Here is a 15,326-nt window from a genome sequence, read left to right on the forward strand (position 1 = left end):
GACTTTTTCTGGCATTAGGTTTGTGGAATGATTTAAGATATTGAAAATAAGAGATAAAACAGGGAGACTTTTGAAATTGTACTCAAAAATTGAATTTGGAGTGGCTAAATGCAGCCAGGTTAATGGATTGGCCTTGATTATTATGAGTAATTTCAGGAATATCTAGGTGGTCGGGAGTGGCCGATACCCCGCAAGGAAGGGGACTGAGACCTGAATGATATGGTTTTGCTGGTTGGCTTGATGGAGGAGTGGCCGATACCCCGCAAGGAAGGGGACTGAGACGAGGGCTTTTCGCCCCCTACTTTGGCCACACAGGGAGTGGCCGATACCCCGCAAGGAAGGGGACTGAGACATACGATGGCGGGCAAGCGGGTGATCAGACAGTCACGGAGTGGCCGATACCCCGCAAGGAAGGGGACTGAGACGCATGGGTGCGGAAGCAATCGCTTCAAACACATTGTCCGTCAAATATAAGGGGTCCTAGTGGATTGATCGGATCAAAAGAGTCCAGAAAGTGATTCCCATCAGCATTTTGATGTGCGAGTCTGCGACATGCGCAGCAACATTTCCTTTACGGTATCTTCCGACGACCGGCAGCGATTGAGGGCCATCATCGCGGCCCCGAACAGCCCACAGAAGCACGTCTGGCGGGCGCGTATCATCCTTCTGAGCGACGATGGTCTGGGCACCTCCGCGATCATGGCCGAGACCGGCAAGTCGAAGACCTGCGTGTGGCGATGGCAGGAACGGTTCATGCATGAGGGCGTCGACGGCCTGCTTCATGATCGGTCCCGGCCACCCGGCAAGGCGCCGGTCCCGCCGGATCGTGTCGCCGAAATCCTCCGCCTGACGCAGGAACCACCGCCGCATGAGGCAACACACTGGACGCTGCGCGCCATGGCCAGGGTCGCCGGCATTGCAGCTTCGACGGTGCAGGCGATCTGGAAGGCCCACGGCCTCAGCCCGCATCGCTGGCGGCAGTTCAAACTCTCCAACGATCCGGCCTTCGCCGAAAAACTCACCGACATCATTGGTCTTTATGTCGACCCGCCGGCCCATGCTGTGGTGCTGTCGGTCGACGAGAAATCGCAGATACAGGCCCTCGACCGCACCCAGCCCGGATTGCCGATGAAGAAGGGGCGCGCCGGAACCATGACCCACGACTACAAGCGCCACGGCACCACCACCCTGTTTGCCGCGCTCAACGTGCTGGATGGCACGGTCATCGGGCAGAACATGCAGCGCCACCGCCATCAGGAGTTCATCCGTTTCCTCAATCGCATCGAGCGCGAAGTGCCGCAAGACAAGACGATCCATGTCATCCTCGACAATTACGCCGTACACAAAAAGGACAAAGTCCGCGCCTGGCTCGCCCGCCATCCGCGCTGGACATTCCACTTTACCCCGACATCCTGCTCCTGGCTCAACGCAGTCGAAGGCTTCTTCGCCAAACTCACACGCCGCAGGCTCAAATACGGGGTCTTCCATTCCCTCATCGATCTGCAGGCCGCAATCAACCGTTTCGTGCGCGAATACAATGCTGACGACCCAAAGCCATTCGTCTGGAAAGCGGATCCCGACGACATCATCACCGCACGAAACCGAGGGTTCCAAACGTTGGAATCAAACCACTAGCTGCTCCGGTCAGGATTGTATCGCTGTGTGATTTGAGCTCGGATTTCTCATGTTGCTTCATGAGCTGTCGCGTTCTCGCGAAACGTTTTGCTTGGACTACGTTTAGGGTACCTGTTTAATTAGATTAAATTCCATATGATCCCGCGCGACCATGAAACTCTCCTTCCACGCCTTTGAAGACATGTTTGAGGGTGGATTGAATTGGAAGAAGTAACCCACCACCTGCATGTGGCAGGTTTCATCGACCGCTGTCATATAGTTGAGATTGGGGAATTGATCGCCATCTTCGTCGGGCTCACTCATGAAATCATTTCTGGTCAGTCTTGTTCCCGTGATGGCTTCAAAAGCGAGGAGCAGCTCATCGAACTGCTTTATGCATTCATCAGACGTCAACTCTCGACATTTGAATGATCCACTGCCTAAGTTTTTCACGCTTATGTCATGGCCCATAGAGATAAATAGGTCTGCCATTTTATTCCTCCATTTCGGCTTGCGGTTCTGCCTATTGAGACTGCGAGCCAATTGGTGAGGGTATTGAATTTTCAATGTGTCCAATTCTGGGTAGAGTCGGCCTTGTATTGTGATGTAAGTAATATTATTGTATTAGTGGATTTGCTTTTTTATGGTCTGATACTATTATGATATCACTTGTTACAGCATCGAAGGCTAGGTCAACGCTGCGGGATAATGTCCGCGCAAGACGTCTTGGTATGAATTTGACGCAGGCCGGCCTTGCTGATCGTTCGGGCGTTCCTTTGCCGACATTGCGGAAGTTTGAACAGACCGGCTCAATCTCGCTTGAGGCTTTTCTCAAGCTCCTGATGGTCGTGGGCGGGATTGAGGAGGTGATCGAGGCAACGGAAAATCGGGCGGAAGAATTTGCTTCCATCGATGACGTCTTGAAGCCGGAACCCGGCCTCAAACGCCAGAGGGGGCGCCTTAAATGATCGACTTTCAACCTGTCAGGGAAATCAAGGTTGGCCTTGATTTCGGAGAGGATGCCATTTCTGTTGGGCGCCTCGCCATTCGGGATGGACGAATCTATTTCGAGTATGATGCCTCTTTCATCAATACCGGGAAGGAGCTTTCCCCTTTGCGTCTTCCTTTGAAGCGTGGTGTTTCAAGTTTCGATCCCTTTCTCTTTGAAGGTCTACCGGGTCTGTTCAATGACAGCTTGCCGGATGGCTGGGGGAGACTGCTGTTTGATCGCTTTGCCCGATCGCATGGTGTCTTGCCGCAGGAAATCTCTCCTTTGGACCGTCTCGCCTTTATGGGTCATCGGGCGCTCGGCGCGTTGGTTTATGAGCCTGATCATGCTGTCGGTGAGCAGGAAGGGACCATCAGTCTTGATGCGTTGGCAGATCAGGCACAGGAGATACTGGAAGGGCGAGCGGAAGATGTCCTTGAAGATCTGCTGGCGTTGAATGGCTCCTCCGCGGGAGCCAGACCAAAGGTTCTACTCGGCGTCGATCAGGATCGCAGAGTGATTACTCATGGTGTGTCTGATTTGTCAGACGGTTTCGACCACTGGCTGGTCAAGTTTCCTAATAGCCGAGACGGGATCGACGCGGGAGCCGTGGAATATGTTTATGCCCTGATGGCCAAGGATGCCGGCATTGAAATGCCGGATGTTCATTTGTTCCCGGCAGCGAGCGGACCGGGATATTTTGGGATCCGGCGGTTCGATCGTGTGGGCGAGCAGCGCTTCCACATGCATACAGCATGCGGCCTGCTTCATTCAGATTTCCGAACACCGTCGATGGATTATGAGGATCTGGTCGCTTTGACGCAAATGCTGACAAGAGACATTCGAGAAGTTGAAAGTCTATACAGACTGGCCGTCTTCAACGTTCTGGCTCATAATCGCGATGATCACTCCAAGAATTTCAGCTTTCTAATGGCGAGTGATGGCAATTGGCATCTGTCACCAGCCTATGACCTGACCTTCTCTTCCGGTCCACGAGGAGAGCAAAGCACCATGGTGATGGGGGAGGGGCGCAATCCCGGCATTGAGCATATGAAAAAGCTGGGAGATGAAGCCTCTCTGCCAAAAGGTCGGGCAGATGAAATCATCGCTGATGTCAAAGCTGCGTTATTACAATGGCCATCTCTGGCGAAAGAATTTGGTGTATCGCCAGAGACAAGGCAAGTGATTAGCAGCAGGCTTTTGATGGAGTCATAATGATTTTCCGGTTTTAAGAAGTTCCCGCTGGTTCACGTGAACCGGTAAACCGGAACAAATCGAGAATATGTAGGCTCTACCGGTTCAAAACGAAGTTCTCGTTTGTCGATTTCCTGCGGTTTCGAGTGGAGGGAAGAAAGTTGACATCGAAGGGGTCACTGGTTCAATCCCAGTTACGCCCACCATCCTTTCCTCAATAAAGTCAAATCCTTGTACGCTAGCACGGGCGTGCTGCGAAGTTGCCGCTGGTTCATCGTGAACCGGTTATTGAAATGATGCTCTTGCTTTCCAGTTTGCGCGAAGATGAAGGGCATTTCCATCCGGAAATACCCACTCAAGACCAGCCTTTGTTGGCGCGGTGGCCAACGAGCATTTATGGGATTTTACCCGCGTGTCACACCATGTGATGACATGCTCGGTCATGGCCTTTGCTCCTGTGGCACTCATCATTTTACTGGCCAGTTTGACATGCGGCTTTGCCGCCCACTCGATGAGCGTCTTGACTTCGTCTTGGTCGAACCCCATTCCGCATTACCAAAAAGATGATAATCCGTGATTAGGTTTTTACCTTCTCAAGCGTCTGAAAATAAAACATAAAATTTCAAATTGTTACAATAGTCAGATCAAGTTTGACAAATGATAAAACTTGGTGCTATTTCTTGAAGAAGAAAGTGGCAAGTGGAGGCTTGTCGGAGGAAACTGCGACCCAGGTTTTGGCAAGGTTTGCGATAGGATAACGAGGCCCGTTGATGCTGATGCATTCTGCCGTGGCCGTTTGACCTTCCAGTCTGGTGTCGTGCGTGCGGTGAAATAAAGGTTCTGCATGTTGCTGTGGTCATCAGCTTTTTCTGCTTCCGAAGCCGCTGCCATTTCAAACACCGTCGATCCAGTGATCGGCGATGGCAACATGGTCAAACAAGGACAGTGATATGCAACGCTTTCTCAACAATCCCGATGACATCGTCGACGAAACAATTGCCGGTTTTGTGCGGGCTCATGACGATGTCGTGCGTCTTCATGAAGACAATCACAGAGTCGTTGTCTCCCGCTTTGCCGGTGAGAAGGGGCGTGTCGGTATTGTAACCGGCGGTGGCTCCGGGCACGAGCCTGCCTTCGTCGGCTATACCGGCAAGAACATGGTCGATGCGGTTGCCGTTGGTGAGCTTTTCTCGTCCCCCACTGCCAAGAGCTTCCTTGACGCGATCAAGGCGGCCGATGGTGGTGCTGGCGTTGCCATTCTTTACGGCAACTACGCCGGCGACAACATGAATGTCAAAATGGCCACCAAGATGATCAAGAAGGACGGCATCGAGGTGGGAACGGTCGTTGCCAATGATGATGTCTGTTCTGCGCCTGCTGACGAACTTGAAAAGCGACGCGGTGTTGCCGGTGAGATCTTTATGTGGAAGATCGGTGGTGCCAAGGCCGCAACGGGTGCTTCGCTTGAGGACGTCCTTGCCGCTGCGCAAAAGGCCATCGACAGCTGCCGCTCGGTCGGTCTGGGCCTTGGTCCCTGCACCCTGCCAGCCGTTGGACATCCGAACTTTGAAATCGAGCCGGGCAAGATGGAAGTTGGCATCGGGCATCACGGTGAACCGGGTGTCCGGGTCGAGGACTTGGGCACGGCAAACCAGATCGCCGATGACATGGTAAAAGTGGTGCTGGATGATCACAACCTTCCTGAAGGCACGGAAGTGGCGGTGCTCCTGTCGGGTTTGGGCGCGACACCGGTGAACGAGCTCTATGTCCTTTATGATCGCATGGCCCAGCAGATCGAGGCGCGTGGTCTTTCCATTCACAAATCTTTTGTCGGCAACTATTTCACCTCACTGGAAATGGTTGGCGCAACCCTCACGGTGATGGCGCTTGACGATGAACTCAAGTCGCTTCTGGACATGGAAACCGATTGTCCTGGTCTTTAAGGGAGAGAATGACATGCAAGCTATTGCAAATAAGGGTGCCGGTAGCATCCTCGCCGAAATTGCGGCTGTGATCGTGGACAACAAGGCCTATCTGTCAGAGATCGATGGCAAGATCGGGGACGGTGACCACGGCATCAACATGGCCAAGGGGTTCGGTCGTGCGGCTCAGGATCTGGATCCGGATGGCACTCTGACCGATGCGATGGAAGTGCTTTCCAACGTGTTGATGACAGAGATCGGGGGCTCGATGGGGCCGCTCTATGGCATGATGTTCTCTGACATGGCCGAAGCCCTTGGTGATGCCGAGATGATTGATCCCAAAACGTTCAGCGCGATGCTTCGGGCCGGACATGACGGGGTACAGGGTATCGGCAACGCTCAGGTCGGGGACAAAACCTTGCTGGACACGCTGTCGCCAGCTCTCGAAAGCTTTGACAAGGCCATCGCTGATGGTCAGAGCTTTGCCGATGCGCTGGCATCGATGAAGGCTGCCGCCGAAGTCGGGCGTGACAGCACCATCGATCTTGTGGCCAAGCTCGGACGATCTGCGCGCCTCGGTGAACGGTCTCGCGGTGTTCTGGATGCTGGAGCGACCTCCTGCTGCCTGATCCTTTCCGGCTTTGCCGATGGTATTTCTGCCCGTCTGACGTGATTGGATGGGTTCCTTTGGCAACCTGATTTTTGTGCAATGGTACCGCGCGATGCGCGGTGCCTTTTTTGTTGTCTTGTGTCGCGGACTGGTCAGTCCTTGCTGGATGACAGGACAAGGGGGCAGAGGATGACGCGATTGGGGTGCGGGGCATATGAAAACGTCGCGGGCACTGGACGCTCCAATACTCTTGCCACGCTTGCGTTCTGGTTGCGAAGATTGGGTCCGTGGGATATAGATTCTGGCATGAAACAGGTTGATATCGAAGATATGGTCGCCTTCTTCCGGGAAGTGTCGATACGCATGAAGGAGCAGGCTGATTATCTCGGTCAGCTCGATGGTGAAATTGGTGACGGCGATCACGGCTACACCATGGCGCGTGGCTTTTCCGCCATCGTTCAGGCGCTGAATGATGCCGACCTTCAATCGTTTGACCTGTCCGCGTTGTTCAACCGGAGCGCTGAGAGCTTTCTGGAAGCCGTCGGAGCTACCGCAGGCCCGCTCTATGCCTCGGGTCTGTTGTCTGCCAGCGACTTGGCTGATGGATGTAAAGCTCTGCCCGATAGTGACGCGCCCATGATCCTTGTCGCAATTTGCGAGGGTATTGGCGCGCGCGGAAAGGCGATTGCAGGAGACAAGACCATGATGGATGTCTGGCTGCCGGTCGCCCAGACCATCCGGTCACTTCATCAGAAGGGAACTCCACTGCCCGCTATTCTGGCTGAGATCCGTGCGGTTGCGTCTCGCGGTGCAGAAAGCACCCGTTCCATGAAGGCCGTTCGTGGCCGCGCCGCCCGTCTTGGAGATCGCAGCCTTGGCCATATTGATCCGGGGGCCGCTTCGGCTGCCATTATCGTGGAGTGCTTTGCGGATACTTTTGAACAGAGGGGCTGCTAATGCCCCCCAAGAAAAAGCCGGGACCGGCTCGTTCTGAGAAGGCCGCTGGTGAAACGGCCATTCCTCTGCGGTTCGGTAATGATCCCCTTCTTTGGGCCAGTTGGCTCTATTACGAAGAAGGCCTGACGCAGGGTGATATTGCCCGCATCATCGGGGTCTCTCGGGCAACTGTTGTCTCCTATCTGGCCGATGCGCGCACGCGTGGTCTGGTCAATATTTCCATCGCAACTGAGCATTTGCGCACCTTGTCCATTTCCAAGGCGCTCAAGGAGCATTTTGGCCTCAAGGACTGTGTGGTCATCCCCGGTGAAGGCGGCGACCGCTCGCTGATCGACCGGCTTGGCGCGGCCGGTGCGCAGGTGTTGGAGGAAATGCTCCGCTCGGGCGACACGATTGGGGTCGGCTGGGGGCGGACCGTGCTGGCCACGGCCAATGCACTCAGGATCGACAAGCTTGAGGACCTTCGGGTGGTGCAGGCAACAGGGTCCACGTCCAGTCATGTTCCCTACGCTCCTGCGGCTTGTGCGACCAAAATGGCGGCTGCTGTGGGTGCCGAATGCATCCCCTTGTCCGCTCCGGCCATCGTCTCCAGCCCCGAGCTTCACGGCATCCTGACAAGCGAAGCTCTGATCCGGGAACAGTTGGCATGCCTCAATGAGCTCGACAGCATTGTCTTCGGCATCGCCTCTATGCGTCCGGGTTCGACCCTGCACAGCTCCGGTTTTCTTCATGACGATCCGGTTCTGCGAGATGCCTATGCGACTGCTGTGGGGGCGATTGCCGGGCGCTACATCGATGATCGGGGCGCGTTGGTCCAAGGACCGCTTGAGGACCGCACAATCGGGATTTCACTCGAACAACTCGCCGCAGTGAAGACCCGCATCGCGATTGCCGGGGGGACGGATAAAGTTCCCGCGATTCTTGCCACCTTGCGTGGCGGCTATATGAACGTACTGATCACCGATGCCACCACGGGCATTGGCATTCTGAGCGCCGAAGGCAAGAAGACCTTCATCCCGCGCGGAATAAGACAACAGGCCGAGGAGACGAGTGAAACGGTCGGGGCGGCCAGGAGCACCAGCATCAAGAAGTTCCTGAATGCGCCCGAGGACGCTATTGATGAGGCTCTGGAAGGCGTTGTCATGCAGTATGCGGACTATTTGCAGCCGGTTAAAGCGTCCAACCGGGCGCTGGTGGCTCGTGATGGTCCTCGTCCGGGCAAGGTGGGGCTGGTCATCGGCGGCGGGGCCGGGCACGATCCCTATTTCTATGGGTATGTCGGGCGTGGGCTGGCGGACGCAGTTGCGATTGGCAATATTTTTGCCTCACCACCTCCGATGCCCATTCTTGACTGCACGAGAGCGGTCAATGGTGGTGCCGGAGTGGTGCATCTGTTCGGCAACTATTCAGGCGATGTCCTCAACTTCGAAATGGCCGCGGACATGGCCAAGCGTGAGGGCATCGATGTGCGGACCATCATCACCACCGATGACATCGCATCCTCTCGCAAGGAGGAGCGCGAAGGACGGCGCGGTGTTGCTGGTAATATCTTTGTCTTCAAGGTTGCGGGGGCTGCCTGCGATCAAATGTTGTCCATCGATCGGGTCGCGGCTCTGGCACGCAAGGCCAATGAACGAACCTATACGGTTGGTGTAGCGTTGGAGCCCTGCTCGATGCCTGAGACACGCCGTCCCACGTTCGTGCTGGGGGATAACGAAATGGAAGTGGGCGTTGGGGTGCATGGTGAGCCGGGCATTGCGCGCCAGCCCGTGGCCAGCGCCAATGATACGGCGGACATCATGATTGATCGCATTCTGGCGGAGATGGGCTCTGCAAGAGGCGAGGAGGTTGCATTGCTGGTCAACTCCTTGGGGGCAACACCCATGATGGAGCTGCACATCGTGGCGCGGCGTGTCCGCCAGCGGCTAAAGGCCCACAATGTCACCATTGCCCGGAGTTGGACGGGCAACTATTGCACATCCCTCGACATGTCCGGCGTGTCCATCTCGATGCTGCATCTGGATGCCGAACTCAAGGCCATGCTGGACCATCCCTGCGATGCTCCGGCCTTTCGGATTTCCTGAGAACGTGCGAGCAACCCCCAAGGGGCGTTGCTCAGCCAGGATTGGCAGACCTCTCAGGCCTTTTGCCTATTTGTCCCAGTCAGGGGCCCTCTGCGCGGGGGAGAGCAATCGGCCGTCTTGTCTGGCGAGCGCATGGATTGCCTCCATGTCGCCTGTCGAAAGACTGAAATCAAAGATGTCGAAATTTTCTGCCAGCCGCGATGGATTGACGGTTTTTGACAGAGCGGCGACATTTGGCTGCTGAATGAGCCAGCGCAAGGCAACCTGCGCTGCGGACTTGCCGTAAGCTGATCCGATGTCTGCAAGCCTTTCATCCCTGGGCACCAAGCCGTCCGCCATACCGTAATAGCTCGTCAGCGCCATGCCGTGCTGTTTGCAGGCATTCAGCACGAGTTGCTGGGACAGATAGGGGTGATACTCGACCTGATTGGTGACGATCGGTGCCTTGCTCAGGCTGACAGCCTGATTTATCTGGCTGACCGTGTAGTTGCTGAGGCCGATATGACGGGTCATGCCCCTGTCTACAGCCTTGTTGAACTCGGGCATCTGGACGTCCATGGGCACTTTTTTCACAAACGGCCAATGGAGCAGCAGCAGATCGACATGATCGACGCGCAGTTTTTTCAAGCTGTCTTCTATGGATGGCAGGAAGTCTTGGGGATCGAAGTTGTCAATCCAGACCTTGGTGGTCAGGAAAATCTCGTCCCGGGCGATCCCCGAAGCGACTAGGGCTTCGCCGACAGCATCCTCATTGCCGTAAGCCTGTGCCGTGTCAATGTGACGGAACCCCTGTTTTATCGCCAAAGGCACCATCTTGACGACATCCTTCGGTTCCATCCGAAACGTCCCAAACCCGAGAGCAGGCATGGTCGCCCCGTTCGAATGCACATAAAGCATTGTCTGATCCTCCTGAATGCAAGGGGTGCTAATACTGGTTGGTCGCCTTCGCGCATCTTGAACAAGATACAAACGACAACACCCCCGGCACAAGGTGTGCCGGGGGTGCAGTTATCGCGATCAGATTACTTGGAAAGACCGATCCGTTTCAGGAAGTCCTTGTGGCTTTTCACCATCATGGCAGCTTCCGGAGTCTTCTCGGCCCATGCGTCCCACGCTGCTACTGCTGCATCACGGAACTTGGAACGATCTTCCGGAGACCAGTCATAGGTGGTCACGCCCATTTCATCCATCTTGCCAAAAGCTTCGCCGTTTTCGATCATGGTAACCATGACATAGTCGGTCATCAGCTTTTTATGTGCAGTTTCGATGATGCGCTGCTGGCCTGCGCTCAGAGAATCCCATGCGTCCTGACGGCAGGCGAGCTGATCCGAAGACATCGAATGGAAGCCCGGATAGGTGGTATGCTTGGCGATGTCATAAAGGCCAAGGGACGCATTCTGGGCGAGGGTTGAAGCGTCTGCGCCATCAACGATACCGGTTTCCAGAGCGGTGAAGATTTCGGTGAAGTCCATCACAACCGGTTTTGCACCAAGAGACTGGAAGATTTCGGTTTCAAGGCCCGGAGGGGAACGGAACTTGAAGTTTTTGAGCGAGTCGATGTTCGGCAGTGGTTTGGTCGAGCTCAGGGATTCCTGACCGCCAACCTGCGCACCAATGAAATGCATATTGTAGGGCTTGTAGATTTCGTTGATGGCTTCACGGCCACCGCCAAAGTTTACCCATGCCAGATATTGCATCGGGGTATCATAGCCGCCCATTGTGTCTGCAACGAACTGGAAAGCGGGGTTTTTGCCGGTCTGGTAGGAGCCGTTTGTCATGTCGCAGTCAATGATGCCAGTAGACGCGGCGTCGAAGGTTTCTGCGGATTTCACAACTGCGGCTGAATAGAAAAATTCGATATTGATCGAACCTTCAGACATGGTTTCGATATCATCGACGAAATTGGCGAGAAGCTTACCTTGCGTCGATTCTGGTGCCATATGTGACTGAATACGAAGGGTCACATCCCCCGCAGCGGCAGCAGTTGTCAGCATCCCGAGAGCGAGAGCCGTTGTGACGGCCAACTTGTTTTTAATTTTCACCAGAGTTTCCTTTCAAATGTTGAAACATCTAGGTGTCCGGACCAGTCCGATCCAGACTCCTCCTCGACCCCTTTTACGGGTCACATTTTGTCTGAAGGACAACCGAAACTCCTCCGTCCCGATCGTTGATGCTGGCATCAAATATGCCCTTCAGACCCTTCTTCAAACAGTCAGCCTAAGTGTGGAAAATTCCGATTATTCAGTCGGTTACCTCTCTATGGCATCATGTTGAATTTCAATTTTCGCAAGGTTTTGCACCAAATGCTCCTTGATATGTTGCTTGACGAGCTCCTCGTCTTTCTCAAGGGCAGCATCAACAATTTTCTTATGATGATGGATGTTCTGCGACACCTTGTGGAAGTCGCGATCTTGCGTGTTCAGCTGCTGACGATGGCGGAAGAAAACCGTTTCGTGCGTTTGTTTCAGCACTTCGTTCCTGCAGGCATCAATCAGTGTCTGGTGGAAATCCAATTCGGCGCGAACCCATAGAAACAAGAGCTCTGGCGAAGGCTGATGATCCTTTGCCCGCTTCTCTATGTGGCTCAACGCATAGTGAGCGGCAGACAGCTTCGCCTCCCAGGCTATGCCGCCGTTTCTGACGGACAGAACGGCTCCCTCGCACTCCAGTAAAATACGAAAATGCGTCAGCTCATTCTGCAGTTCGGCGATCTGTTCGGGTTTCCTGAACCCCCGCTGTTCCTGAAAATCGATCAGGCCCTGAGTTGAAAGCCGAAACAGGATTTCGCGGATGGTCGAAGCAGAGACCCCGTACTCCAGACGCAAGTCTTCAGCTCGTATTCGCTGTTGCGGCGAAAACTCGGCGCTTACCAATCGGTCACGAAGGCTTTCGTAAATATCTATAATGTCTATTTTTTCTGTAATCACAAACATTCCGCCTTTTCTCGTGTAAATCCATAATTCCATAATTTTTTGAAAATCTCAATGTTTTTTATTGCGATCTCCAAATTTAGAAGTTACCGTCTAAACCAATGGAAGAAGGCAACTTTGTCGTTATTGACATGTGCTGATTGGCTTTTGAAGGGGTTGGAGGATTCTTTCTCAAGTGGAACCTGGTTGCGCACAAGGGCTATTGGTTGCAACCAAGTTCCAAAGACGTCATGCCGCAATCGCAAAGAATTTCCTCTGGCGAAGCTGCTTTCCGAGCTGATTGAATATCTGGGAGGAGGCTCTTGAACCCAATTGGTTTTGGGGTGCTCTAGATCGGTTCTGCCGATTAGCAAATATCCATAATGGTCTGATTTTGTCTGCGGCATGAGCCACCTACCGGCTCTGCGCCGTGTCCATTATGTGTCTGGGTCCAATCACAGTTCCATTTTTTAGTGAAGTCGCATAGGGAGGAAAGGTTATGCGAGAGTCAACTGGAGAACTGCGGGAATGGATTATCCCTTCCGCATTCTTGATTTGTGCGGGTTGGGTCATCTGGCATATGCCAGCATTCATCCTCGACCTCTATCCGCCCGATAACCAAAGCCTCGTTGAAATTCTGAGACAACTTCACGAGAGAAAAGACGTCTCCCCCGGATTGCCCGGATTGTTTGGAGGCTATGCGGACGCCATCGACTGGCTTGCGATGGTGCTTATACCGGTTCTTTTCGTCTGGGGAAGCCTGACCGTCAGGATCGCGCACAACGAGTTCAAGCACTGGCGCCAGATAGACCGCCCGACGCTTTTCATTTCGCGCATTACCATGATTTTGATAATCGCGATGAGCTGCATCATGCTCTATGAGGTCTTCCTTCGGTACGTTTTCGAAGCGCCGACGCTGTGGGCCAACGAGATGACGCAATGGCTGGCCTGTTTCGTCTTTCTGTTCTCCGGCCTTTATGCCATGCAGCAGCGCTGCCACATCCGCATCTTCCTGCTCTATGACATGCTGTCTCGCAGAACTCAGCGGATTCTGGATGTTATTGCCGTCATCATTGTCTGTATTCCCGCATTCTTCCTTGTCTACGGCAGCTACATCCAGGTTTTCGTGAACAAGTTCTACAAGTGGGAAATGTATGGCACCGCCTTCGACCCCCCGCTTCCGGCCACTGTGCTGCCTGCAATTCTGATCGTGATCACCCTGATCGCGCTTCAGTCAGTGATCAACATCTTCTCCGACTGGAATGAAGTCAAAGTCCTCCACAGCGCCGCAGAACAAGTCGATCAAGAAGAAATTGATGCCCTCAAACGCAATGTTGGAGTTCAATAATGGACGTCGGAACTATCTCATTGATCCTTGTCATAGGTATGTGCCTGTTGCTTGCCATCGGCGTACCTCTGGCTTTTGCCTCATTCTTCTTGGCCGTTCTGGTCATGATCATGAAGTTCGAGCCCTCATTGCTGCTCAATCCGCTCACCTTTGGCGACGGAATTCTCACCGGGCGACCCGGTACGGGGCCTCTGTATATTCTCACGCAGAAGGTTTTCGGGCTTCTGACAGACTATGTCATGATTTCCGTTCCGTTGTTCATCTTCATGGCCGCTTTGCTGGAGCGCTCCGGCATTGCAAAGGAGATGTACAAGGCGCTTGATTATTGGCTCTCCAGCGTGCGCGGCGGTGTTGCCATCGTGACGTCCCTGATGGCTGTGATCATGGCGGCCATGTCGGGGATTGTTGGCGGGGAGGTGGTCCTTCTGGGCCTCATCGCTCTGCCGCAAATGCTACGCCTTGGCTACAATCAATCTCTTGCGGTTGGGACGATCTGTGCCTCGGGAACGCTGGGAACCATGATCCCTCCGTCGATCGTGCTGATCATGTACGGGCTCATCACGGAAACCTCGATCAAGGCTCTTTTCACAGCTGCATTCCTGCCCGGTTTCATGCTTGCCTCGATGATCATTCTTTATATCATCATCAGAACCCAGCTTTACCCTGAAGACGCTCCCTTGCCGGAACGCAAGCCGGGTGATCCCACCGGGCTTGAAAAATTGAGCATGTTCGCGGCCTTCCTGTCGATGCTGATGTCAGGTGTCTGCGGCTTGCTGTTTTTGCGTGCACTGTTCTTCACGGTCACGGGGCAGAATGCCAATTTCGGTGAAAATGTTGACCCCATTCCACTGGGCATGGCTTGGCATGTTCCCTGGCTTGCCGGTCTGGTTATTCTGGGTGTTGTGCTGGTGTTGTTTGTCTTCGGTCGTGAAAGGTCTGCAAGGGGCTGGAAACACGGCAAAGGACTGGTGCCACCCTTCGCCGTCATCAGTGTTGTGCTTGGATCCATTTACGGTGGTATTACCGGTATTACCGAAGCGGCTGGAATGGGTGCCTTTGCAGTCTTCGTGTTTGCATTGATCCGCGGGGAGGCATCCGTCGGTCTTCTGTGGGATTCGATGATGCGAACCATGAAATCGACAGGCACGATCCTGTGGGTGACGATCGGTGCTGCTGCTCTTGCAGGGGCCTATACCTTGTCAGGTGGCCCTCGCTACATTGCAGACCTGATCGTCGGCTCCGAAATGCCCACGATGGTGATCCTTCTGACGATGATGCTCATCCTGCTGTTTATGGGTGCGTTCATGGATTGGGTCGGGATCGTTCTGCTGATCATCCCCGTCTTCCTGCCGATCGTGCAGCGCATCCCTGTTGAAGAGATCGGGTTCATTGGTCAGCTCAATCCTTCGCAGGTGTCGATCTGGTTCGGGGTTCTGTTCTGTATGAACATGCAGGTGAGTTTCCTCTCACCACCCTTCGGGACGGCGGCCTTCTATCTCAAGTCGGTTGCGCCTGAACACATCTCCCTGACCGATATCTTCAAAGGGTTCTTACCCTTCATCGGTGTGCAGCTTGTGGCGATCTCCGTTCTTCTGATCTGGCCTGAAATTGTAACCATCCTGCTCTAGGGCAGGGCTCAAAATCAGATGTTGGCCGCAACTGGCCAACATCGAAATCCACGCCAAGAGCATCCGGGCGAA

At 54.2% G+C, this 15,326-nt stretch carries 13 protein-coding genes and 1 CRISPR repeat array; of the genes, 9 read left to right on the top strand and 4 right to left on the bottom strand.

The annotated features are described in order from the left end of the window. The first annotated feature begins 173 nt into the window (after positions 1–173). A CRISPR array of direct repeats spans positions 174–425; the repeat unit is 37 nt; unit sequence GGAGTGGCCGATACCCCGCAAGGAAGGGGACTGAGAC. Positions 426–552: 127 nt separating this feature from the next. After that, positions 553–1,635, top strand: coding sequence for an IS630 family transposase (locus CPH65_RS09175; protein ID WP_096173203.1), 1,083 nt, complete (start codon positions 553–555; stop codon positions 1,633–1,635). Between the two features lie 102 nt (positions 1,636–1,737). Here CPH65_RS09175 and CPH65_RS09180 read toward each other — a convergent pair whose 3' ends face one another. Further along, positions 1,738–2,106, bottom strand: a complete 369-nt coding sequence (locus CPH65_RS09180) for a hypothetical protein (RefSeq protein ID WP_096173204.1) — start codon at positions 2,104–2,106, stop codon at positions 1,738–1,740. Between the two features lie 167 nt (positions 2,107–2,273). Between CPH65_RS09180 and CPH65_RS09185 the strand changes: the two genes are divergently transcribed. The 6 genes from CPH65_RS09185 (at position 2,274) to CPH65_RS09215 (ending at position 9,369) form a co-directional block, all read left to right on the top strand. Next, complete coding sequence (locus tag CPH65_RS09185; protein WP_172891489.1) at positions 2,274–2,582, top strand: helix-turn-helix domain-containing protein; 309 nt, start codon at positions 2,274–2,276, stop codon at positions 2,580–2,582. After that, the gene (locus tag CPH65_RS09190) at positions 2,579–3,817 is read left to right on the top strand and encodes a type II toxin-antitoxin system HipA family toxin (protein ID WP_096173205.1); all 1,239 of its coding nucleotides are present in this window, start codon (positions 2,579–2,581) and stop codon (positions 3,815–3,817) included. Before CPH65_RS09185 ends, CPH65_RS09190 begins: the two co-directional genes overlap by 4 nt. 929 nt (positions 3,818–4,746) lie before the next feature. Beyond that, positions 4,747–5,739: a dihydroxyacetone kinase subunit DhaK gene (locus tag CPH65_RS09200; protein WP_096173207.1), complete on the top strand. Its 993-nt coding sequence runs from the start codon at positions 4,747–4,749 to the stop codon at positions 5,737–5,739. A gap of 13 nt (positions 5,740–5,752) precedes the next feature. After that, positions 5,753–6,391 (top strand): dihydroxyacetone kinase subunit DhaL, encoded by a 639-nt coding sequence (gene dhaL, locus CPH65_RS09205; RefSeq protein ID WP_096173208.1) that lies wholly within the window; start codon positions 5,753–5,755, stop codon positions 6,389–6,391. A 243-nt stretch (positions 6,392–6,634) separates the two neighbouring features. After that, complete coding sequence (dhaL, locus tag CPH65_RS09210) at positions 6,635–7,285, top strand: dihydroxyacetone kinase subunit DhaL (protein WP_157747591.1); 651 nt, start codon at positions 6,635–6,637, stop codon at positions 7,283–7,285. Then, positions 7,285–9,369 carry a bifunctional sugar-binding transcriptional regulator/dihydroxyacetone kinase subunit DhaK gene (locus tag CPH65_RS09215; protein WP_096173210.1) on the top strand — a complete coding sequence of 695 codons (2,085 nt, stop codon included), beginning with the start codon at positions 7,285–7,287 and terminating at the stop codon, positions 9,367–9,369. Before dhaL (CPH65_RS09210) ends, CPH65_RS09215 begins: the two co-directional genes overlap by 1 nt. A 66-nt stretch (positions 9,370–9,435) precedes the next feature. On the opposite strand, the gene CPH65_RS09220 is transcribed toward CPH65_RS09215, so the two are convergent. From CPH65_RS09220 to CPH65_RS09230, 3 genes are all read right to left on the bottom strand, one after another. Next, positions 9,436–10,266 carry an aldo/keto reductase gene (locus CPH65_RS09220; RefSeq protein ID WP_096173211.1) on the bottom strand — a complete coding sequence of 277 codons (831 nt, stop codon included), beginning with the start codon at positions 10,264–10,266 and terminating at the stop codon, positions 9,436–9,438. Between the two features lie 125 nt (positions 10,267–10,391). After that, entirely contained in the window at positions 10,392–11,411 is a 1,020-nt protein-coding gene (locus CPH65_RS09225) for a TRAP transporter substrate-binding protein (protein ID WP_244574579.1), read from the bottom strand. Between the two features lie 207 nt (positions 11,412–11,618). Beyond that, entirely contained in the window at positions 11,619–12,335 is a 717-nt protein-coding gene (locus CPH65_RS09230) for a GntR family transcriptional regulator (RefSeq protein ID WP_197703997.1), read from the bottom strand. A gap of 442 nt (positions 12,336–12,777) precedes the next feature. Between CPH65_RS09230 and CPH65_RS09235 the strand changes: the two genes are divergently transcribed. Next, entirely contained in the window at positions 12,778–13,626 is an 849-nt protein-coding gene (locus CPH65_RS09235; protein WP_096173212.1) for a TRAP transporter small permease subunit, read from the top strand. After that, positions 13,626–15,254: a TRAP transporter large permease subunit gene (locus CPH65_RS09240; protein WP_096173213.1), complete on the top strand. Its 1,629-nt coding sequence runs from the start codon at positions 13,626–13,628 to the stop codon at positions 15,252–15,254. Before CPH65_RS09235 ends, CPH65_RS09240 begins: the two co-directional genes overlap by 1 nt. The last annotated feature ends 72 nt before the right edge of the window (positions 15,255–15,326 follow it).

The organism is Cohaesibacter sp. ES.047 (assembly GCF_900215505.1).
Classification (GTDB): domain Bacteria; phylum Pseudomonadota; class Alphaproteobacteria; order Rhizobiales; family Cohaesibacteraceae; genus Cohaesibacter.